This window comes from Streptomyces sp. NPDC033178 (genome assembly GCF_055577685.1).
This window is the reverse complement of the sequence record NZ_JBVIPT010000002.1, coordinates 89,348-108,994: the sequence shown is the minus strand read 5'-3', so window position 1 is coordinate 108,994 and position 19,647 is coordinate 89,348. Positions and strand designations below refer to the sequence as shown.

General features: G+C 70.4%; 20 protein-coding genes and 1 pseudogene. 9 read left to right on the top strand and 12 right to left on the bottom strand.

Annotated elements, in window-relative coordinates; genetic code table 11:
- The first annotated feature begins 13 nt into the window (after positions 1–13).
- The 4 genes from ACZ5VQ_RS04445 to ACZ5VQ_RS04430 all read left to right on the top strand — a co-directional run bounded on the left by ACZ5VQ_RS04445 (position 14) and on the right by ACZ5VQ_RS04430 (position 2,346).
- Entirely contained in the window at positions 14–424 is a 411-nt protein-coding gene (locus ACZ5VQ_RS04445; protein ID WP_269649010.1) for a VOC family protein, read from the top strand.
- Positions 425–633: 209 nt separating this feature from the next.
- On the top strand, positions 634–1,041 hold the full coding sequence (locus tag ACZ5VQ_RS04440) for a hypothetical protein (protein WP_200396267.1): 408 nt from the start codon (positions 634–636) through the stop codon (positions 1,039–1,041).
- A 5-nt stretch (positions 1,042–1,046) separates the two neighbouring features.
- Positions 1,047–1,559, top strand: coding sequence for a thiol-disulfide oxidoreductase DCC family protein (locus tag ACZ5VQ_RS04435; RefSeq protein ID WP_469104056.1), 513 nt, complete (start codon positions 1,047–1,049; stop codon positions 1,557–1,559).
- 10 nt (positions 1,560–1,569) lie between these two features.
- The gene (locus ACZ5VQ_RS04430; protein WP_469103646.1) at positions 1,570–2,346 is read left to right on the top strand and encodes a TetR/AcrR family transcriptional regulator; all 777 of its coding nucleotides are present in this window, start codon (positions 1,570–1,572) and stop codon (positions 2,344–2,346) included.
- Between the two features lie 13 nt (positions 2,347–2,359).
- On the opposite strand, the gene ACZ5VQ_RS04425 is transcribed toward ACZ5VQ_RS04430, so the two are convergent.
- Positions 2,360–4,780 carry an MMPL family transporter gene (locus ACZ5VQ_RS04425; protein WP_469104055.1) on the bottom strand — a complete coding sequence of 807 codons (2,421 nt, stop codon included), beginning with the start codon at positions 4,778–4,780 and terminating at the stop codon, positions 2,360–2,362.
- 167 nt (positions 4,781–4,947) lie between these two features.
- Between ACZ5VQ_RS04425 and ACZ5VQ_RS04420 the strand changes: the two genes are divergently transcribed.
- A complete protein-coding gene (locus tag ACZ5VQ_RS04420) occupies positions 4,948–5,637 on the top strand; it encodes a response regulator transcription factor (RefSeq protein WP_189837259.1) in 690 nt (229 codons plus the stop codon).
- Positions 5,634–7,079 (top strand): sensor histidine kinase, encoded by a 1,446-nt coding sequence (locus ACZ5VQ_RS04415; protein ID WP_469103645.1) that lies wholly within the window; start codon positions 5,634–5,636, stop codon positions 7,077–7,079. The genes ACZ5VQ_RS04420 and ACZ5VQ_RS04415 overlap by 4 nt, the downstream gene beginning before the upstream one ends.
- 116 nt (positions 7,080–7,195) lie before the next feature.
- Here the strand turns inward: ACZ5VQ_RS04415 and ACZ5VQ_RS04410 are convergent, their stop codons facing one another.
- The 4 genes and pseudogenes from ACZ5VQ_RS04410 to ACZ5VQ_RS04395 all read right to left on the bottom strand — a co-directional run bounded on the left by ACZ5VQ_RS04410 (position 7,196) and on the right by ACZ5VQ_RS04395 (position 9,758).
- Positions 7,196–7,597, bottom strand: coding sequence for an ATP-binding protein (locus ACZ5VQ_RS04410; RefSeq protein ID WP_362072263.1), 402 nt, complete (start codon positions 7,595–7,597; stop codon positions 7,196–7,198).
- 132 nt (positions 7,598–7,729) lie between these two features.
- A pseudogene (locus ACZ5VQ_RS04405) lies at positions 7,730–8,077 on the bottom strand (ABC transporter substrate-binding protein); the annotation flags it as partial.
- Positions 8,078–8,187: 110 nt separating this feature from the next.
- Positions 8,188–9,501: a metallophosphoesterase gene (locus tag ACZ5VQ_RS04400; protein ID WP_469103644.1), complete on the bottom strand. Its 1,314-nt coding sequence runs from the start codon at positions 9,499–9,501 to the stop codon at positions 8,188–8,190.
- Between the two features lie 14 nt (positions 9,502–9,515).
- Positions 9,516–9,758: an SCO4848 family membrane protein gene (locus ACZ5VQ_RS04395; protein WP_055615755.1), complete on the bottom strand. Its 243-nt coding sequence runs from the start codon at positions 9,756–9,758 to the stop codon at positions 9,516–9,518.
- Between the two features lie 136 nt (positions 9,759–9,894).
- Between ACZ5VQ_RS04395 and ACZ5VQ_RS04390 the strand changes: the two genes are divergently transcribed.
- Positions 9,895–11,235, top strand: a complete 1,341-nt coding sequence (locus ACZ5VQ_RS04390; protein ID WP_469103643.1) for a D-alanyl-D-alanine carboxypeptidase family protein — start codon at positions 9,895–9,897, stop codon at positions 11,233–11,235.
- Here the strand turns inward: ACZ5VQ_RS04390 and ACZ5VQ_RS04385 are convergent.
- Genes ACZ5VQ_RS04385 through ACZ5VQ_RS04370 form a run of 4 tightly spaced genes read right to left on the bottom strand, consistent with a single transcriptional unit; the run spans position 11,189 to position 14,193 of the window.
- Entirely contained in the window at positions 11,189–12,256 is a 1,068-nt protein-coding gene (locus ACZ5VQ_RS04385; RefSeq protein WP_469103642.1) for a YihY/virulence factor BrkB family protein, read from the bottom strand. The genes ACZ5VQ_RS04390 and ACZ5VQ_RS04385 overlap by 47 nt on opposite strands.
- Positions 12,244–12,717 (bottom strand): GtrA family protein, encoded by a 474-nt coding sequence (locus tag ACZ5VQ_RS04380; protein ID WP_469104054.1) that lies wholly within the window; start codon positions 12,715–12,717, stop codon positions 12,244–12,246. Before ACZ5VQ_RS04380 ends, ACZ5VQ_RS04385 begins: the two co-directional genes overlap by 13 nt.
- A gap of 14 nt (positions 12,718–12,731) precedes the next feature.
- On the bottom strand, positions 12,732–13,679 hold the full coding sequence (locus ACZ5VQ_RS04375; RefSeq protein ID WP_469103641.1) for a decaprenyl-phosphate phosphoribosyltransferase: 948 nt from the start codon (positions 13,677–13,679) through the stop codon (positions 12,732–12,734).
- Positions 13,672–14,193 carry a phosphatase PAP2 family protein gene (locus ACZ5VQ_RS04370; RefSeq protein WP_362072274.1) on the bottom strand — a complete coding sequence of 174 codons (522 nt, stop codon included), beginning with the start codon at positions 14,191–14,193 and terminating at the stop codon, positions 13,672–13,674. Before ACZ5VQ_RS04370 ends, ACZ5VQ_RS04375 begins: the two co-directional genes overlap by 8 nt.
- Positions 14,194–14,325: 132 nt before the next feature.
- On the opposite strand from ACZ5VQ_RS04370, the gene ACZ5VQ_RS04365 reads away from it, so the two are divergent.
- Both ACZ5VQ_RS04365 and ACZ5VQ_RS04360 read left to right on the top strand, forming a co-directional pair.
- The gene (locus tag ACZ5VQ_RS04365) at positions 14,326–15,681 is read left to right on the top strand and encodes an FAD-binding protein (protein ID WP_469103640.1); all 1,356 of its coding nucleotides are present in this window, start codon (positions 14,326–14,328) and stop codon (positions 15,679–15,681) included.
- A gap of 65 nt (positions 15,682–15,746) precedes the next feature.
- The gene (locus ACZ5VQ_RS04360) at positions 15,747–16,502 is read left to right on the top strand and encodes a decaprenylphospho-beta-D-erythro-pentofuranosid-2-ulose 2-reductase (protein ID WP_469103639.1); all 756 of its coding nucleotides are present in this window, start codon (positions 15,747–15,749) and stop codon (positions 16,500–16,502) included.
- A gap of 110 nt (positions 16,503–16,612) precedes the next feature.
- Here ACZ5VQ_RS04360 and ACZ5VQ_RS04355 read toward each other — a convergent pair whose 3' ends face one another.
- From ACZ5VQ_RS04355 to trpS, 3 genes are all read right to left on the bottom strand, one after another.
- Positions 16,613–17,815 carry a hypothetical protein gene (locus tag ACZ5VQ_RS04355; RefSeq protein WP_469103638.1) on the bottom strand — a complete coding sequence of 401 codons (1,203 nt, stop codon included), beginning with the start codon at positions 17,813–17,815 and terminating at the stop codon, positions 16,613–16,615.
- A 65-nt stretch (positions 17,816–17,880) separates the two neighbouring features.
- Positions 17,881–18,459: a 2'-5' RNA ligase family protein gene (locus ACZ5VQ_RS04350; RefSeq protein WP_362072282.1), complete on the bottom strand. Its 579-nt coding sequence runs from the start codon at positions 18,457–18,459 to the stop codon at positions 17,881–17,883.
- Between the two features lie 156 nt (positions 18,460–18,615).
- Positions 18,616–19,629, bottom strand: a complete 1,014-nt coding sequence (gene trpS / locus ACZ5VQ_RS04345; RefSeq protein WP_362072284.1) for a tryptophan--tRNA ligase — start codon at positions 19,627–19,629, stop codon at positions 18,616–18,618.
- Positions 19,630–19,647 lie beyond the last annotated feature (18 nt).

Here is a 19,647-nt window from a genome sequence, read left to right as displayed (position 1 = left end):
CTATTCTGACGGTATGTCAGATGACGAGTCGTACGAACTGCTCGGTTTCGACAACGTGCTGCTGCCCGTCGGGAACCTCGACGAGGCGCTGGGCTTCTACGGGCGGGCCGGGTTTCCGGTGGCCTTCCGCCTGGACGAGGCCGGGATCGCCCTGCTGAAGGTCGGGAACGAGACTCCGGGCGTGCTGCTGCGCGTGGACGAGGAGCTCGGACAGCGGCCGCCGTCCTGGCCGGCGTGCCGCGTGTGGCTGGAGGTGCGGGACGCCCGGGTGACGGCGCGGGCGCTGACCGCGGCCGGGATCCAGCCCCTGGACGAGCCCTTCCCGGTGGCCACCGGCTGGACCGTCGAGATCGCCGACCCCTGGGGCAACGTCATCGGCTTCACGGACTACGGCAAGCGGCCGGAGCTGGCGCGCACCGGCTGAGCACCTGCCGCGACACCGACCGAGCACGCCCCAGTACGGCAGTACGCCGGCACCCTGCCCCCAGGGCCCTCCTCCACCCCCTCGCGGCCTGAGCCGCACGTCACACACGCATGCCCCGCAACTGACTTGAACACGTTCAAAAACAGGTCTACATTCTTCCTCGACAGCGCGTTTTGAACGCGTTCAAGAAGTCGGGAAGGGGTGGGGACATGGACCTCACGGTCGTCGCTTATGTCATATACCTGCTGGTCAGCGTGGCGCTGACGATCTGGGTGGCACGGACGCTCAGCCAGAACGGGCGGATCTTTCTGGCAGATGTGCTGCACGGGAACGAGAAGCTCGCGGACGCCGTCAACCACCTGCTGGTGGTGGGCTTCTACCTGGTGAACCTGGGCTTCGTGGCCCTCTATCTGAGCCAGGACGAGGAGATCGCCGACGCCCGCGGGGTGTTCGAGGCCCTCTCGACGAAGCTCGGCGTGGTGCTCCTGGTGCTCGGCGCCATGCACCTGGGCAATGTGTATGTCCTCAACAAGATCCGGCGCCGGGGCCTCATGGAGCGCGAGCAGCAGCCGCCCGTGCCGCCGCAGGACTGGGTCGCCCCGGCGGTCGGGGCGTGACCGCGATGGCCACCGCCGCCACCACGGACCGGGACGCCGCGCGCGTCCCGGTCCTCGGGCTCACCGTCCTGTACGACGCGCAGTGCTCGCTCTGCGCCTATGTCCGCGACTGGCTCGTACGGCAGCGCCAGTTGGTGCCCCTTGAGCTGGTGCCCGCCGGCTCGGAGGCCGCCATGCTGCGCTTCCCGGGGCTCGACCACGCGGCGACGCTCGACGAGATCACCGTGATCGGCGATTCGGGCCAGGTCTACCGGGGCACCGCCGCCTGGATCGTCACCCTGTGGGCGCTGGCCGAGCACCGCCCGACGGCCCACCGGTTCAGCACCCCGGCCGGGGCACGGCTCGCGCGCGGCGCGGTCCTCGCCGCCGCCAAGTGGCGCGAGGGCCAGTGGGCGCGCAGGCACGGTGCCTGGGGCAAGGGTGCGTACTACGGGGCCAACGGATGGGAGTACTCCCCGGCCACGGGCTGGACCTACAACGCACCCGCCTGCGACAGCGACGCCTGCGCGCCTCGTTAGGCTCTGTCCCGTGCCAGCAGCGAAAGACAGCGCCAGTCGTCCGGACGGCCCCGCGGAGCCGGAGGGCCCCGCCCGGCCGTCCCGTACGCCGGCCAAGAGCGAGCAGACCCGGGCCCTGATCCTGGAGACGGCGATGCGCCTGTTCCAGGAGCGGGGCTACGAGAAGACGACGATGCGGGCCATCGCCAAGGAGGCAGGGGTCTCCGTAGGCAACGCCTACTACTACTTCGCCGGCAAGGAGCACCTGATCCAGGGGTTCTACGACCGGCTCGCCGCCGAGCACAGGGTGGCGGTCCGCGAAGTCCTGGACCAGGAGATGGACCTGGAGGCGCGGATCGCCGGGGTGCTGAAGGCGTGGCTGGACGTGGCGACGCCGTACCACGAGTTCGCGGTGCAGTTCTTCAAGAACGCCGCCGATCCGGACAGCCCGCTCAGCCCGTTCTCCGCCGAGTCGGAGCACGCGCGCGTGGAGGCCATCGCGGTCTGCCGCGAGGTGCTGGCGGGCTCCAAGGCGAAGATCCCCGAGGAACTGCGGGAGGTGCTCCCCGAGTTGCTGTGGCTCTCCCAGATGGGTCTCGTCCTGTACTGGGTCTTCGACCGCACGGAGGGTCGCGAGCGCAGTTACCGCCTCGCCGAACGAGGTGCCCGGCTCACCTCGCTCGGCGTCTCACTGGCCCGCTTCCGGGTGCTGCGGCCCCTGGTCCGCGAGGTGCACGGGCTGTTCACGGACTTCCTGCCGGGGATGACGAACGCACTGCCCGACCCCGCCAAGAAGTCCGCGAAATAGCGCCCCCGCGCGGTCAGTTCACGGCGTCCACCTCGTCCTCCGCCAGTTCCACGTCGTACACCAGCGGTTCGGCGCCGACCATCACGTGCCGGGCGCGGGAGGGGTGCTCGGCGGCCGTCACGGCCAGCAGGTACGAGCCCGCGGAGGGCACCGAGACGATGTACGAGCCGTCGGCCAGCGACGTCACCCGGTCGAGCTGACGGCCGCCCTTGGAGAGCAGGGTCAGCGCGGCGCCCTCGACGGGTGCGCCGTCCGGGGTGCGGACGAAACCGTGGATCACGGTCGAACCTCCGTCGGCGTCGTCGGGCACGCGCGCGTGAGGCTCGGATACCTCCTCATCGCGGGGCTCGACCGCCAGATGCGGCAGCCGCTTCTCCAGACCGGCGGGCAGCCACCAGTTGGAGTTCCCCAGGAGGTGCATCGCGGCCGGCACCAGCGCCGTACGCAGGATGAACGCGTCCAGTGCGACCGCCGCCGCGAGCCCGATGCCGGCCATCGCGCCCTCCATGTCTCCGCTGAGGACGAACGCGGAGAAGACGCAGATCATGATCAGGGCCGCGCAGTTGATGACCCGGCTGGTCTCGGCGAGGCCGACCCGGACCGCCCGCGCGTTGTCCTTGGTGTGCACCCATTCCTCGTGCATGCGGCTCACCAGGAACACCTGGTAGTCCATCGAGAGCCCGAAGAGCAGCGACAGCATGATGACCGGCAGGAAGGCGGTGATCGGCCCCTCCTTGCCGATGCCGAGCAGTTCCGTGCCCCAGCCCCACTGGAAGATCGCGACGAGCACTCCGAAGGACGCGGCCGCCGCGATCAGGTTCATCAGGGCTGCCGTCAGCGGCACCACCAGGGAGCGGAAGGCCACCATCAGCAGCAGGAAGCCGAGCGTGATGATCGCCGCGACGAAGTACGGCAGCCGGTCCCCCGTGACGGCCGCGAAGTCCTTGAAGACGGCGGTCACTCCGCCCACGTGGGCCTCGGTTCCGGACTCCGGGATCACGTCGTCCCGCAGCCGGTCGATCAGCTGGTCCGTCTTCTCGGACTGCGGTGACGTGGTGGGCACGACCTGGATCACGGTGACGCCCTGGGAGGGCGGCGCGGCGGCGACCTGGGCGACGCCCTCGGTCGAGCGGATCGTCGACACGAGCGCGTCCGTGTCGCCGCCGTCCACGACCACCTGGAGCGGGCCGTTGAAGCCGGGCCCGAATCCCTCGGCAAGCAGGTCGTAGGCCTGGCGTGTCGTCGTCGAGTCCTTGTGGTTGCCCTGGTCGGTGGCGCCGAGCCGGATCGACAGGACGGGCAGCGCGAGGATCACCATCACGACCAGTGCCCCGGCGGCGATCGAGCGCGGCCGCTTCTGCACGTACGAGGACCAGCGTGCCGCGAGGCCGCTCGCCTCGGCCGGCTCCGGTCCCGTCTCGGCGAGCCTGCGGCGCTGCTTGCGGCTGAGGACGCGCATGCCGAGCAGGCCGAGGAGCGCGGGCAGCAGGGTGGTCGCGGCGAGGACGCTGAGCACGACGGTCAGCGAGGTCGCGACGACCACGCCGTCCAGGAAGCGCATGTTCATCACGAGCATTCCGGCGAGCGCGATGCACACCGTGCCGCCCGCGAACAGCACGGCGCGGCCCGAGGTGTTGAGGGCCGTGACGGCGGACTCCTCGGGCTTCATGCCGCGCAGGATGCCCCGGCGGTGCCGCGTCACGATGAACAGCGCGTAGTCGATGCCCACGCCGAGACCGATCAACGAGCCGAGCAGCGGGGCCACTTCGGGTACGTCGGTGACATGGCTGAGCAGTGAGGTCGCCATCAGGCCGGTGCCGAGGGCCGCGATCGCGACGACGAGCGGCAGCAGCATCGCGAAGAGCGAGCCGAAGGCGAGGAAGAGGACGACCGCCGCGGCCATGATGCCGACCATCTCGGCGATACCGGTGGGCGGTTCCTGGATCCGGGTGATCGCCTGGCCGCCCAGCTCCACCTGGAGGCCGGCGCGTTCGGCGTCCTGCGCCGTGTCGACGACGTCCTGGACCAGCTCCTTGGGGACGCCGTTCGCCTGCTCGGTGAAGGTCACCTGGGCGTAGGCGATCCGCCCGCTCTCGCTGATCTGGGTGGCCCCCTGGGGGGCGTACGGGCTGCTGACGTCGCCGACGCCCTTCATGCGCCCGATCTCCTCCAGGGCGGGCTCGATCCGGGAGCGTACGGAGGCGTCCCGTACGGATCCGTCGTCGACCTTCCACACCACCGTGTCGGTGTCGCCCGACCTCTCCGGGAAGGCCTTCTCCATCAGGTCGTACGCGCGCGTGGAGTCCGTGTTCGGAAGGGTGAAGGTGTCCGCGTAGTTCGTGCCCGCGGCGGATCCCGCGAAGCCCAGCCCCAACAACGCCCCCACCCACAACAACAGGACCACCAGCCGGTGCCGATAGCACCACCGTGCCAATGTCGTCACGCCTCAACGCTCCTTAGTCGGTCGTCGGTCGGTCCCCCAGGTCCTGCGGCTCAGCATCGGGGTGGCGCGCATCCGTGGACACGACTCGGCCATGACTCACAAGGAACTCCAAAGCACGACCCGGCCCCGTTGTCAGTGCCCGCGCCGATACTGGGGACATGACCGCTCACGAGGGGGCGACCGTCCTGGTCGTCGAGGACGAACCGAGCATCGCGGACGTCCTGGCCATCGCTCTGCGCTACCACCGCTTCGAGGTGATGACGGCGGGGACCGTGCGCCAGGCACTGACGCTGGCCGAGCGCACCCGCCCGGACGCCGCGCTCCTCGACGTGATGCTCCCGGACGGCGACGGCCGGGCACTGGGCCGCGAACTGCGCGCGAAACAGCCCGACCTGGCCCTGGTGTTCCTGACCGCGCGGGACGCGCCTGCCGAGATCGTCGGCGCGCTGGCCTTCGGCGACGACTACATCACCAAGCCGTTCAACATCGACGAGGTGATCGCCCGCATCACCGCGGTCCTGCGCCGCACCCGCCCGGCCGACGTCCTCCCCGAGCGCCCACCCCTGCGCTACGGAGACCTGGAGCTGGACGAGACGACGTACTCGGTGCACCGCGCCGGCCGCTCGGTCGAGCTCACGCCCACGGAGTACGCGCTCCTGCGCTTCCTCGTGCGCAACGGCGGCCGGATCGTCCCCAAGGAGCAGCTCCTGCGCCACGTCTGGCAGTACGAGCACTCGGCCGAGTCGACCGTCGTCGAGACGTACATCAGCTATCTGCGGCGCAAACTCGACGCCCTCGGCGCCCCGGTGATCACGACACGCCGGGGCGTCGGATACGGGCTCGCATGATCTTCCGCCACCACCACAGCCGTGGCATCCACTCGCTGCGCGGCAAGCTGACGCTGGCCAACGTGGCGCTGCTGGCGCTCGGCATCATCGTGGCGACGGCGGTCAGCCTGATGGGCATGCGGTACTACCTGCTGGACCAGGTCGACTCGGAGCTGCTCAAGACCCGGGACTCACTGGGGAGTACTCAGCTCACGGCGCGGCAGATCGACTCGATGAGCGCGCTGGCCTTCGTCCGCGACGGGAAGATCCCGGAATCGCAGGGACCGCCGAACTCGGACTCCCTCTTCGTCATGGTCGACAGGACGGGACACACCCTCACGATCGGCGACTTCGAACCGACGGACAACCAGCGGGCGCTGGCCGCGGCCGTGGACGACCCCCGGTCCCTCACCGGCGACACCGAGCCGCGGGACGTGAGCGTGGACGGCACCCCGTTCCGGGTCATAGGCGTCTCCCTCACGGACGGCACGACCATCCTGCTGGCCACCTCGACGGACGCCCTGCACAAGGGCATGGCCAAGGCCCTCAAGCTCGACCTGACCTTCGGTGCCCTGCTGTTGGCGCTCCTCGCCATACTGACCATGCTCAGCGTGAGCCGCCGGCTGCGGCCCCTGGAGGACATGGTCGAGACATCGTCGGCGATCGCCGAGGGGGATCTGGCCCGGCGCGTGCCCTCCAGCCATCACCCGACCCAGGAGGTCGAGCAGCTGCGGCTCGCCCTCAACTCGATGCTCCACCAGGTCGAGTCGGCGTACCGCACCCGCGAGCGGAGCGCCACGCAGCTGCGCCGCTTCGTCGCGGACGCCTCCCACGAACTGCGCACACCGCTGTCGGCGATCCGCGGCTACCTCCAGCTGTACGACAAGGGCATGCTGCGCGAGCCGGGCGAACGCAAGCGTGCCTGGGACCGGATGACCGGTGAGGCCGACCGCATGGCCCGCCTGGTCGACGAGTTGCTCACCCTGGCCCGCCTCGACCAGCAGCCCGAACTGCGCTTCAAGAACGTCGACCTGAGCCGTCTCGTGCGTGACGCGGCCGAGGATCTGCGGGCCCAGCAGCCCGAGCGGCCGGTGTCCGTGGGCGCCGACGGGGCCCTGCTGATACACGCCGACGAGTCGGGCCTGCGCCAGATCCTGGGCAACCTCGTGGCGAACGTACGGACGCACACGCCCGCGGATGTCGCGGTCACCCTCGGTCTTGAGCGGGTCGACGGGGTCGTCCGGCTCTGTGTCACTGACGAGGGGCCCGGCCTTGACGAGGATGATGCCTCGCGCATCTTCGACCGGTTCTTCCGGGCGGGTGGGGGTGCGGGCAGTGGGCTCGGCATGGCCATCGTTCAGGGTGTGGCCGTGGCCCATGGGGGTGAGGTCGAGGTGCGGACGGCGCCGGGGGAAGGGCTGGCGGTGACGGTCACGTTGCCTGCGAAGGCTTGTGCGGGGTGATTTTCGTGGGGGGGTGTGGTGTGTTGCGAGGTGCGGGCCGGTGGGGGCTTGTCGCGCAGGTCCCCGCGCCCCTGAAGGACAGGGCTGCGCCCTGCCCTTCGTCCCCCACACAGGCGCTATGCCGCCGGGACCAGCGCCCATACCGTCTTGCCGTATCTTCCGCGGCTCCATACTCCCCAGGCAGTCGTGAGGTGTTCCACCAGCGTCAGGCCCCGGCCGGACTCCTCGTCGTACTCCCCGACCACCCGCAGGCGGGGCTGGACGGGGCTCTCGTCGGAGACCTCTATGAGACAGGAACCGTCCGCGAGTACGGTGACCGCGACCTCGAACTCCCGCTCCAGCAGCGGCCCGTGGCGCACCGCGTTCGTCGCCAGCTCGGAGACGAGCAGCACGACGTCCTCGAACGCCTGCTCCCCCTTGCTGTGCCCCCAGTTCGACAGATGGTCACGCACCCGGCGCCGGGCGAGCCCGACCGAAGCCGGATGCCGGGGCAGTCGGAAGGAGTTGCGTCTCAACACGTTTGCTCCTCACCCCACGCACACCTTCGTCACAAGGTGCTGCGTGGGGTGAGCCCATCGCGTCACTGACGCAATCGTCAACCCCGCGCGAACACGTCAGATCCGGTCGAGGCTCCACAGCCGGAAGACACCGGTGCCGACCAGCGGGGCGGTGAAGTTGTCCGGGTCGGGGAAGTCGGCGACCCACCCGACGGCGTACGCGTCCAGCTCGCCGTCCGCGTACCGCTTCTGGAAGTCGGTCCACTCGTAGCCCTTGAGCGTCACCCGGAACAGTCCGCTCCGCTCCAGCTGCCGTTTGAGCTCGGCGGCCTCCGCGCCTGCCGCGTCCCTCCCCTTCGCGTAGCCGTAGGTGAAGCACACGGGCGCCTTCACCCCTGCGGCTGCGAACAGTGACTTCGCCCGCGCGGGATCGGGCTTCGGGTAGGCGCCGAAGAAGGAGGCCGTGTGCCCGGTGATGCCGGCGGGGATCAGCGAGTACATCAAAGGGGTTTCGAGCGAGGGAAGGCTTATGGGGAGTGTTGGGAGAAAGCTGACCAAGCGATGGTTTCCGGCCGCTTTCACAGCTCGCTCCCCGGCGTGACGCGTGCGCCTCAGGCCTGCCGGGAAGCCAGCTCCACGACGGTGATGTCGGACGGCGCGCCCACCCGCGTGGGCGGCCCCCAGGCACCGGCGCCCCGCGACACGTACAACTGCGTGTCCCCGTACCGCTCCAGACCGGCGAGGGTCGGATTGGCCTGATCCGCTATGAGGCTGCCGGGCCACAGCTGGCCGCCGTGCGTGTGCCCCGAGAGCTGAAGATCCACGCCATGGTCCACGGCGTCATGGATCTGCACCGGCTGGTGTGCCAGCAACACACATGCCCGCGACCGGTCCCGGTCGCCGAGCGCCTTGACGAAGTCGGGTCCCTGTCCCTCGTCCTCGCCGGCCACGTCGTTGACACCGGCGAGATCGAAATCGGCCAGTTCCGTACGGGTGTTCTCCAGCGGGCGGAGCCCCAACTCCCGTACGCGCGCGACCCACTCCTCGGCCCCGGAGAAGTACTCGTGATTGCCCGTGACGAAGAACGACCCGTGCCGTGCCTTCAACTGGGCGAGGGGCGCGGCCGCGGGCCCGAGATCCTTCACACTGCCGTCGACGAGGTCCCCCACGACCGCGATGAGGTCGGGCTGCGTCGAGTTGATCGTGTCGACCACCTTCTGCGCGAACCCACGCCCCAGTACGGGCCCGAGGTGCACATCACTGACGACGGCGATCCGGTATCCGTGAGCCGATCTGGGGAGTTTGGCGAGGGGCACGGTCACCCGCTTCACCTTGGGCCCGCGCAGGACGCCGTACGTCCCGTATCCGACGGTCCCCACGGCCGCGGCGGCTGCGGCCCCACCGACAACGCGCGAGACGAAGAGGCGACGCGAGGGGCCGGTGGCCGCGGGCTCCGGCTTCTCGGCGCGATCAGGCCCGGCCTCGGCCTCGGCCCCGGAGGAGGGCTCAGAGGAGAGCTCGGCTCGGGAAGCGAACTCGGCTTCCCGGTCGGGAACTCGTGCGGGTACGGGTGCGACCTCGCGTACGCCCACCGGCTCCACCGTGGGCGTCGAACGCCGCTCCAGCACCCGCCGGAGCAACGGCCGCACGACCTCCCCCACCAGCAACGCCAGCAGGAGATAGAGCGAGAAGGCCATCCACAGGAACCCCGGCCAGGCCAGCACCTGCTGCAGCCAGAAGGGTGCCCCGCCCCGCTCGGACGCGATCGCCGCGAACATGAGCAGTGGTCCGCCGACGACCAGGGCAGTGCCCACCCGACGGGCGACTCCCGGACGCGCCGTCGTGTCGCGCACCATCCGACGCCACACGTACCAGTGCAGTCCGCCGAACACGGCCAGGACCAGGACCACGAACACGATGATCACGCGGAGACTCCCCGTTATGACGTGTGACGCAAGGCTCGAACACCGCGCAACCCGATGCCCCCGACGACCGTCCCCAAGACAAAGGAGACAACGGCGAGCGTCAGGTGCACCCAGAAGTACCCGGTCGGATCGCCCGCGTCGTCGAACGCGAGCCCACTCCCGTCCTTCCACAGGTTCTTGACGAAAGTGATCCAGATGACCCAGCTCCACACTCCGAAGGCGAGCAGGAACCAGGAGACGGGGCGGCTGAGCTTCATGGGTTCAGTATCGCCGCCGTCGAACGGCACCGGCGTCCGGGGTGGGGAGGGCCACAGCGGGAACGACCGCGGCGGTACGAGCCACGGTGGGCAGGGCCGCGCGACTTCCCGCCCCTCGCCCTGTACGTTCTCGACCGTGCCCGCCATGAAAAAGACCGCCAAGTCCTCCTTGCTGGTCACCTCCGCCACCCTGTTGTCGTTCTCGCTCGCGCTCACCGCGACCGCCACCGCGCCGGCCCTCGCGGACGACAAGCCCTCCTCGACACCATCGGCGACTCCGTCGACGTCGACCTCGCCGTCCGGCAAGTCGTCGGCCAGCCCGTCGGCCACGCCCCCGGCGAACATGTCGACCGTGGGCGGCGCCCAGCTCGGCCGGTCCGGCACGCAGGCGAACCTCGGCACCGGCGCCCCGGTCCTCCCGAAGGACCTGAGCGCCCGTTCCTGGATCGTCGCGGACGCCGAGTCGGGCGATGTCCTCGCCTCGCACAACGCGCACTGGCGGCTGCCCCCGGCGAGCACGCTGAAGATGCTGTTCGCGGACACCCTGCTGCCGAAGTTCCCGAAGACGGAGAAGCACAAGGTCGTGCCCTCCGACCTTGCGGGCATCGGCTCGGGCTCCAGCATGGTGGGCATAAAGGAGGACGAGACGTACACGGTCCACGACCTGTGGCTCGGCGTCTTCCTTCGCTCCGGCAACGACGCGGTCCACGTCCTGTCCGCGATGAACAAGGGCGTCGACCAGACCGTCAAGGACATGAACGCGCACGCGGAGGAGCTCCAGGCCCTCGACACGACCGTGGTCAGCCCGGACGGGTACGACGAGAAGGGGCAGGTGTCGTCTGCGTACGACCTGACCCTGTTCGCCCGGTCCGGCCTGCAGAAGAAGGACTTCCGGGAGTACTGCTCGACGGTCCGCGCGAAGTTCCCCGGCGAGACCAAGAAGAACAAGAAGGGCAAGACGACCCGCGAGTCCTTCGAGATCCAGAACACCAACCGGCTGCTCACCGGTGACTACGGTCTCGACGCCTACAAAGGCATCGCAGGTGTGAAGAACGGCAACACCACGAACGCCGGTTCGACCTTCACGGGTGTCGCCGAGCGCGACGGCAAGGTGCTGCTCGTCACGGTCATGAACCCCGAGAAGGAGGAGCACGACCAGGTCTACAAGGAGACCGCGAAGCTCCTCGACTGGGGCTTCCAGGCGTCCGGCAAGGTCGACCCGGTGGGCGAACTGGTGCCGCCGAAGAGCGCGGACACGGACGCGCAGCCGGGCGCGAACGCCTCCGGCGAGGCGGGCGGTTCGGGCGACGGCGAGGCCTCCTCGAAGCCCGTCGCGGCCTCGGCGGAGACGGAGGGTTCGAGCGGTGTGGGCATCGCGCTGGCGATCACGGGCGGCGTCCTCGTGCTCCTCGCGGCCGGTGTCTTCGTGATCAACCGCCGCTGGCCGCTGCCCGACCTGATGCGCCGCCGCCGCTGACACCGGCGGACTTGCCGATGCCGGCGGACTTGCCGATGCCGGTGGATCCACCGATACCGGCGGAACCGCCGGAGCCGGCGACCGTGCCGGACCCGGTGGAGCCGCCGGACCCGGCCGGTCCGCCCTCCGAGGTGGACTCGTCGGGCTCGGCCGGCTCCTCGGACCCGGCCGGCTCCTCGTGCTGCGTCGCCGTCCAGGCAGCGCAGTACAACAGCAGCTTCGAGGTGAAGTTGATCCACAGGAGCAGTGCGATGGGCACCCCGAACGCCCCGTACATGCTCTTCGACGCGACGCCCTGCATATAGCCGCTGAGCAGCAGTTTCAGCAGTTCGAACCCGGCCGCGCCGATGAGCGCGGCGACCACGAGCCGACGCCGCGCGGGCTGGACCCCGGGCAGCAGCGTCAGGACGTACAGGAGCAGCAGGAAGTCGGCGAGGACGGCCACGGCGAACGCGGCGGTCTGCAGCAGCACCCCGCCCCAGCCGTCCTCGTCGATGCCGAACAGCCGGGCCGTCCAGCCCACCGCGCTCGACGCGACGGTGGAGGCGGCGAGCGTGACGAGCACGGCGCCGCCGAGGCCGACGAGTACGCCGCCGTCCTTGAGCTTGCTCAGGAAGGGGTTCTCCTCCTCGTCCGGCAGCTCCCAGACCGCGCGCAGGCACTCGCGCATCGAACCGACCCAGCCGATGCCCGTGAACAGCAGCAGCGCGCCCGCGATGAGTCCGACCGTGCCGGCGTTGTCGACGAGGCCGCCGATGTCGAGCTGGTCGGAGATGCCCGGCACCTGCTCGGCGATCTTCTCCTGCAGCTTCTCCTGCCCGTCCTTGTCGAGCGTCGCGGCGGCGATCGCGGCGGCGACGGTGATCAGCGGGAACAGCGCGACGAAGCTGATGAAGGTCATCGCGGCGGCGAGCCGCGTCCACTTCACCCGGTCCAGCCGTTCGTACGAGCGCCACGCGTGCGTGGCCATCAGACGTGTGACCAACGGGCCCACGCCGGGGAGCTTTTTCAGCCAGTCCATGATCCGACTCTGCCCTCGCCTCGGAAAACCAATGTTCGGGTACCCCAGAACCGCAGGACAGTGGCGAACGCCATGCCGATTCCCGAACCCGACACCGTGTCCGCGCGCGGGGAGGTGAAACCGAGGCCGTAGTGGCTGATGAGGATGCACAGCAGCTGGACGAGGGCGCCGGCGACGTTCACCGCGAAGAAGACCGCGTACCGGCGCAGGCCTCCCGTCGTCGTGTGGCGGTAGGTGCCGAGCGCGTTGCCCGCGTACGCGACCGAGCAGCCCGCCACGAACGACAGGGCCTTGGCGGTGAGCGGGTCCAGCCCGACGGGGCCGCGCAGCCAGACGAAGAAGGCGAGATCGGTGGCGTACGCGAGGAGCCCGGCGGCGGCGAAGCCGAGCAGTTCCTGGGCTCCGGGGCGTCGGGCCCGCGACCTCGGCCGTGGGTGAGGCTGGGGCCCGGGGGCCTTCAGCCGCTGTGCGTGGCTCACCAGTTGGCCACCGCCAGGCCGTACATCGCGATCCACACCACGCCGATGAGGGCGAGTGCGCGGTCGCGCAGGACGACGTCCTCGGGTTCGCCGGCGGTGCCGCGGTCGGCGAACACCGCGTATCTCAGGACCGCGAGGATGAAGGCGACCATCGACAGCTGCCGCCAGGGCAGGACGCTGGTGTGGGGTACACCGCCCTCCTCCAGAGCCCACAGGCAGTAGCCGAGGACGGCGACCGAGGCCGCGAGCTGCCAGACGAAGCGCAGGTAGCCGGTGGTGTATTCGGTGAGCAACGCGCGCGTGGCGCCCGCTTTCCCGGCCATCTGCACGGCTTCGGAGTAGCGCTTCGCGGAGACCATGAACAGCGCGCCGAAGCCGGTCGTGATCAGGAACCAGCGCGACAGCGGGATCCCGAGCGCGATGCCTCCGATCATGGCCCGCATCAGGAACCCGGTGGTCACCACGACGAGGTCGATCACGAGGACGTGCTTGAGGCTGATGCAGTACGCGAACTGCATGCCCAGGTAGGCGGTCAGCAGGGCCGAGGTGAGCGGGGAGCAAAGGAACGCGGCCACCGTTGGGGCGACGACGGCGAGCGCGATCCCCACGAAGTAGGCGACCGGTACGGGCACCTGTCCGGCGGCGACCGGCCGGTGGCGCTTGACCGGGTGGGCGCGGTCGGCGTCGGCGTCCCGGGCGTCGTTGACCAGGTAGACGCCGGCGGCGCAGGCCGTGAACAGCACGAAGACGAGCGCGATCTGGGTGAGCGCGTGGCGTGAGAAGAGCTCCCCGGCCGCGGCCGGGGCGGCGACCACGAGGACGTTTTTGACCCACTGTTTCGGCCGGGCGGTCCTGATCAGCCCTCTTAGGAGGCCACTTTTCTCCCGGGCGGGCTGTTTCTCGTGCTTCTTGCGCGTGCTCTCCAGAAGGGCCGTGTCAGCCATGGTCCCGGCCTCCGGTCATCCAGCGGGCCCCGAGCCGGGCCGTCATCGCGCCGAGTGCCGCGCCCGCGGCCACGTCGGAGGGGTAGTGGACGCCGACGACCAGCCGCGAGAGGCACATCGCGGCGGCCAGCGGGGGCACCGCGTGTGCACCGAGCGCTCCGAAGGCCACGGCCGCGGCCGCCGCGGAGGTGGCGTGCGAGCTGGGGAACGAGTGCCGGCCCGCGGTGCGGACCAGGGGTTCGACGTGTCCTGGGCGCGGGCGGCGTACGAGCCGTTTCACGCCCATGCTGGCCAGGTGCGCGCCCGCGGTCAGGGCCGTGCCGCGCAGCCAGGCGCCGCGCCGCTCCCGGTCGACGGCAGCTCCGGCGAGGCCCGCCGCGAGCCACAGCGCGCCGTGCTCGCCGGCCAGGGACAGGGCCCGCGCGGCGGCGGCGACGCGCGGGGCGGCGCCGTGGGCGTGGATGGCCGTGAGGATCCGGTGGTCCAGGTCGGGCACGTCGTCGTGGTGGTCCATGTGGACTCACTGTTCACGTCAACACGGCTGGAACTCCGGCAATATTGAGCGACATCCCATTAATCACCCATTTCGGGGAGAGCATGGATGTTAGGGAACTAACGGTCACTTTCGGGCGATACGGTCGCGTGCATGCCTGCCGACACGGTTTCCGTCACGGGGTGGGGCCGCACCGCACCCACCACCGCCCTTCTGATCCGCCCTCGTTCGTACGAGGAGGCCGCGGCGGCCGTCCGGGGGTGCGGGGCCCGCGGGGGCATCCCACGGGGCCTGGGGCGGGCGTACGGGGACGCTGCGCAGAACGCGGGCGGGGCCGTGTTCGACATGACGGGCCTGGACCGCGTCCACGCGATCGACGCCGACGGCGGGACCGTGCTGTGCGACGCGGGCGTCTCGTTGCACCGCCTCATGGAAGTCCTGCTGCCACTGGGCTGGTTCGTGCCGGTGACGCCCGGGACGCGCTATGTGACGGTCGGCGGGGCGATCGGCGCGGACATCCACGGCAAGAACCACCATGTGTCCGGCTCGTTCGCCCGCCATGTGCTCTCCTTCGAACTGCTGACCGCGGACGGCGAGATCCGTACGGTGAGCCGTGGCACGCCCCTCTTCGACGCCACGGCGGGCGGTATGGGCCTGACCGGTGTCATCCTCACGGCCACCGTCCGGCTGCAGCCCGTCGCGACCTCGTTGATGTCGGTCGACACGGAACGCGCCACGGACCTGGACGACTTGATGGCCCGCCTCACGGCCACCGACCACCGCTACCGCTACTCGGTCGCCTGGATCGATCTGCTGGCGCGCGGCGCGTCGATGGGGCGCTCGGTGCTGACCCGGGGCGATCACGCTCCCCTGGAGGCACTGGCGGACCGCACGCGCGCGCGTAGAGCCCCCCTGGAGTTCCGTCCCGGCCGCCTTCCCGCCGCCCCCGCCTGGATGCCCGAGGGACTGCTCGGCCGGACGACGGTCGGCCTCTTCAACGAGCTCTGGTACCGCAAGGCGCCCCGCGCGCGCAGCGGTGAACTGCAGCGGATCTCCACCTTCTTCCACCCGCTCGACGGCGTGCCGCACTGGAACCGCGTCTACGGTCGCGGCGGTTTCGTGCAGTACCAGTTCGTCGTCGGATACGGCCAGGAGGACGCCCTGCGCCGGATCGTGCACCGCATCTCGCAGCGCCGCTGCCCCTCCTTCCTCGCCGTCCTGAAGCGCTTCGGGGAGGGCGACCCGGGCTGGCTGTCCTTCCCGATGCCCGGCTGGACCCTCGCCCTGGACATCCCCGCGAACCTGCCGGGGCTCGACGGCTTCCTGGACGAGCTGGACGAGGAGGTGACCACGGCAGCCGGGCGTGTCTACCTCGCCAAGGACTCCCGGCTGCGGCCCGAGCTGCTCTCGGCGATGTATCCGCGCCTGGGTGACTTCCGGGCGCTGCGCGAGGAGTTGGACCCGCGTTCCGTCTTCACCTCGGACCTGTCCCGTCGCCTCGGCCTCTGAGGCGAGCCGCTCGGTGAGTTCGGTTTTCCCACTCTCTCTGAATCTCTCTATAGGAGTTCGGTTTCATGAAGGACGCCTTCGGTGCCCCCCAGTCCATGCTCGTCCTCGGCGGCACGTCCGAGATCGCGCTGGCCACCGCGCGGCGGCTGATCGCCCGCCGGACCCGCACGGTGTGGCTCGCCGGCCGCCCCTCACCCGCGCTGGAGACGGCCGCCGCCGACCTGCGCGTGCTCGGCGCGGACGTCCGTACGGTCGCGTTCGACGCGCTCGACCCCGACGCCCACGAGACCGCGCTCGGCAAGGTCTTCGCCGAGGGCGACGTCGATCTCGTACTGCTCGCGTTCGGTGTCCTGGGCGACCAGTCGCGCGACGAGAACGAGCCCGGCTCGGCGGTCCGGGTCGCGCAGACCAACTACACGGGCGCGGTGTCGTCGGGACTGGTGTGCGCGCGGGCCCTCCAGGCCCAGGGGCACGGCTCGCTGGTCGTGCTCTCCTCGGTGGCCGGCGAGCGCGCCCGCCGCGCCAACTTCATCTACGGCTCCAGCAAGGCGGGCCTCGACGCCTTCGCCCAGGGCCTGGGCGACGCCCTGCACGGCACGGGCGTCCACGTGATGGTCGTACGCCCCGGCTTCGTCCGCACCAGGATGACGACGGGCCTGCCGGAGGCCCCCCTCGCGACGACCCCCGAGGCGGTCGCCACAGCCATCGAGACGGGCCTGCGCCGACGCTCCGAGACGGTGTGGGTACCGGGGGCGCTGCGGGTGGTCATGTCGGCGCTGAGGCATGTGCCGCGGGCGGTGTTCCGCCGGCTCCCGATCTAGGGGACTGGGTTCGGGGCGCCCCGTAAGGGGCGCGGGGCTGTGCGGCTCCGCCGCGCGGTCGCGGCAAGCCCCCACCGCGCCGCACTCCGGGTACCGCCCCGCGCGGAGCGCTACCGCTTGAGCGACACGATCACGGACTTGCTCATCGGATTGCCACTCTGGTTGACCTGGACGTGTCCCACACCGAGAACCCCGTCGGTGCCCGGCACAACCTCCACGGCCGACAGCCACAACGACTGCCGGGAACCCGCCCGCACCCCACCCTCGCTGGGCAACCGCGGCCGCTTGATCTTCGTACAGGCACCATCCGTGCCGACGTACCGGTTGCCGTCCAGGAAGAGCCCACGCGTACCGTCGACCGCCATGGGGACGCGCCGGGCGCAGTCCCCCGCGGCGTCGGACGCCTTGGCCCAGTCGGAGCCGTCCCAGCGCAGCCGTACGGCCTCCTCCTGGGGTTCGTCCTCGACCTCGCCGTGGTTGAAGCTGTGCATGCCGTACGCGCGGATGTCGTCGGCCGCGAGAGCGAGGACGTGGTCGATCGAGGCGCCGGGCTCGGGCGGCACCGGCTCGGGGAAGCGGTAGGCGGGGGTCTCCGTCAGCTGCCAGGAGGAGCCGTCCCAGTGCACGGCCGCGGGCTGCGTGAACTCTCCGCCGTCACTGCCGTCACCCGTTTCGCGGTAGCCGACGGCCCACAGGTCGTCGGCCGCGACGCCGTCGAGCGAGACGACGGTCGCGGGCAGGGTCGAGGTGCTCCACCGGGTGCCGTCCCAGTGATGGATCCGCGACTCGCCGCTCAGGGCCCAGACGTCGTCGGCCGCGAAGGCCTTCATGTCGACGAGCCGGCCGTCGCCGCCCGGCAGCTCCGGGAGCGCGGTCCAGCGCGTGCCGTCCCAGCGGACCGTCCGTGGCCCTGCCAAGGTCGGCAGGGAGGCGGTCAACAGGAATCCGTCCGGGCCCAGGGAGTCGAAACGGGCCTCGTGGACGGTGGAGCCCAGCGCGGCCGGCATCGGCTGCCGCTGCCAGCGCGTGCCGTCGTAGCGGAGCAGGAAACCGTCGTCGCGCGACGGATTCGCGCTGTTCGTGACGGCGCCCGCGACCCAGACGTCGTCGTCGGCCGTCGCGATCACGTCCGACAGCTTGCTCTCGTCGTCGAGGATCTCGTCGTACGTCCAGCTCGGCCCGGACGTCCCACCGGCGGCCGGTGAGGACGACGAGGGTGCCGCCTTCGACTTGCCGTCGTCGCCGTCGGCCTCCGTACCGCATCCGGCCAGCGCGAGGCCCAGCACGGCGAGCCCCGTCACGATCCTGCGCATGATCCCCCTGCTCGTCCGATCCCCGCCTGCCCGGTCCGTGGGCGGTCCGGTCGGCGGTTGTCCGCTCAGCGGGCCGGGAGCGGGCCCCGCTCCGCGCGGGCGGCCTGCGGCGGTACGACCGCGCCACCGAAGACGTAGTCACGCAGCCTGCGCCACACGCCGTCGGCCCCCTGCTCGTAGAGCGCGAAGCCGGTGCACGGCCACTCGGCCCCGTACTCCGCAAGCTCCTCGAACGCCCGGTCCATCGCCTCGTCGTCGATGCCGTGCGCCACCGTCACATGCGGGTGGTACGGGAACTGCAGCTCGCGCGCCACCGGCCCGGACGCGTCCCTGACCTGCTTCTGCAGCCAGGTGCAGGCCTCGGCTCCCTCGACGACCTGCACGAACACGACGGGCGACAGCGGACGGAAGGTTCCCGTGCCCGACAGGCGCATCAGGAAGGGCCGGCCAGCGGCTGCGACCTCGACGAGATGCGCCTCGATCGCAGGCAGCGCCGAGTCGTCGACCTCGGTCGGCGGCAGCAGTGTGACGTGCGTGGGGATGCCGGAAGCCGCGGGGTCGCCGAAGCCCGCGCGCCGCTCCTGGAGCAGGCTGCCGTGTGGCTCCGGGACCGCGATCGACACACCGATCGTTACGGTCCCCACGTCGTCTCCTGTCGTTGTGTTGATGTTCCGTCGTGTTGGTGTACTTCTCGGGCAGGGGTTGCTGCCGGTTCGGCTATCGACTGTACGGCCGTACGGCCCCGTTCCGGTTGTCGTACCGGTGTTGTCCTGGTCTCGTACTGGCCGTCGTCCCGGCAGTCAGTGCTTCGCCGGCAGGAAACCCACTCTGTCGTACGTCTGGGAGAGGGTCTCCGCAGCGACGGCGCGGGCCTTCTCGGCCCCCTTGGCCAGGATCGAGTCGAGCGTCTCCGGGTCGTCCAGATACTGCTGGGTACGCTCCCGGAACGGCGTCACGAAGTCGACCATGGCCTCGGCGAGGTCGGTCTTCAGCGCACCGTAGCCCTTGCCGACGTATTTCTGCTCCAGTTCCGCGATACCGGTCCCGGTGAGGGTGGAGTAGATGGTCAGCAGGTTGCTGACGCCCGGCTTGTTCTCGGTGTCGTACCTGATCACCGTGTCCGTGTCGGTGACCGCGCTCTTGACCTTCTTGGCGGTGACCTTGGGCTCGTCGAGAAGGTTGATGAGGCCCTTCGGAGTCGACGCCGACTTGCTCATCTTGATCGTCGGGTCCTGGAGATCGAAGATCTTCGCGGTCTCCTTGAGGATGTACGGCTTCGGGACGGTGAACGTCTGACCGAAGCGGCCGTTGAAGCGCTCGGCGAGGTCGCGCGTCAGCTCGATGTGCTGGCGCTGGTCCTCACCCACCGGGACCTCGTTGGCCTGGTACAGCAGGATGTCCGCGACCTGCAGGATCGGGTACGTGAAGAGGCCGACCGAGGCGCGGTCGGCGCCCTGCCTGGCGGACTTGTCCTTGAACTGGGTCATGCGGGACGCCTCGCCGAAGCCGGTGAGGCAGTTCATGACCCAGGCGAGCTGCGCGTGCTCGGGGACATGGCTCTGGACGAAGAGCGTGCAGCGCTCCGGGTCGAGACCGGCGGCCAGCAGCTGGGCCGCGGCGAGCCGGGTGTTGGCGCGGAGGTCCGCGGGGTCCTGCGGAAGGGTGATCGCGTGCAGGTCGACGACCATGTAGAACGCGTCGTGGGACTCCTGCAGGGCCACCCACTGACGGACGGCGCCGAGGTAATTGCCGAGGTGGAACGAGCCTGCGGTGGGCTGGATTCCAGAGAGCACACGAGGACGGTCTGAAGCCATACTCACCATTCTCTCAGG

Bases quoted from the DNA above. Each gene is read 5' to 3' on its own strand.
- ACZ5VQ_RS04445 (WP_269649010.1), top strand. From the start codon at position 14: ATGTCAGATGACGAGTCGTACGAACTGCTCGGTTTCGACAACGTGCTG.
- ACZ5VQ_RS04440 (WP_200396267.1), top strand. From the start codon at position 634: ATGGACCTCACGGTCGTCGCTTATGTCATATACCTGCTGGTCAGCGTG.
- ACZ5VQ_RS04435 (WP_469104056.1), top strand. From the start codon at position 1,047: ATGGCCACCGCCGCCACCACGGACCGGGACGCCGCGCGCGTCCCGGTC.
- ACZ5VQ_RS04420 (WP_189837259.1), top strand. From the start codon at position 4,948: ATGACCGCTCACGAGGGGGCGACCGTCCTGGTCGTCGAGGACGAACCG.
- ACZ5VQ_RS04415 (WP_469103645.1), top strand. From the start codon at position 5,634: ATGATCTTCCGCCACCACCACAGCCGTGGCATCCACTCGCTGCGCGGC.
- ACZ5VQ_RS04395 (WP_055615755.1), bottom strand. From the start codon at position 9,758: ATGAAGCTCAGCCGCCCCGTCTCCTGGTTCCTGCTCGCCTTCGGAGTG.
- ACZ5VQ_RS04385 (WP_469103642.1), bottom strand. From the start codon at position 12,256: ATGGACTGGCTGAAAAAGCTCCCCGGCGTGGGCCCGTTGGTCACACGT.
- ACZ5VQ_RS04375 (WP_469103641.1), bottom strand. From the start codon at position 13,679: ATGGCTGACACGGCCCTTCTGGAGAGCACGCGCAAGAAGCACGAGAAA.
- ACZ5VQ_RS04370 (WP_362072274.1), bottom strand. From the start codon at position 14,193: ATGGACCACCACGACGACGTGCCCGACCTGGACCACCGGATCCTCACG.
- ACZ5VQ_RS04365 (WP_469103640.1), top strand. From the start codon at position 14,326: ATGCCTGCCGACACGGTTTCCGTCACGGGGTGGGGCCGCACCGCACCC.
- ACZ5VQ_RS04360 (WP_469103639.1), top strand. From the start codon at position 15,747: ATGAAGGACGCCTTCGGTGCCCCCCAGTCCATGCTCGTCCTCGGCGGC.
- ACZ5VQ_RS04355 (WP_469103638.1), bottom strand. From the start codon at position 17,815: ATGCGCAGGATCGTGACGGGGCTCGCCGTGCTGGGCCTCGCGCTGGCC.
- trpS (WP_362072284.1), bottom strand. From the start codon at position 19,629: ATGGCTTCAGACCGTCCTCGTGTGCTCTCTGGAATCCAGCCCACCGCA.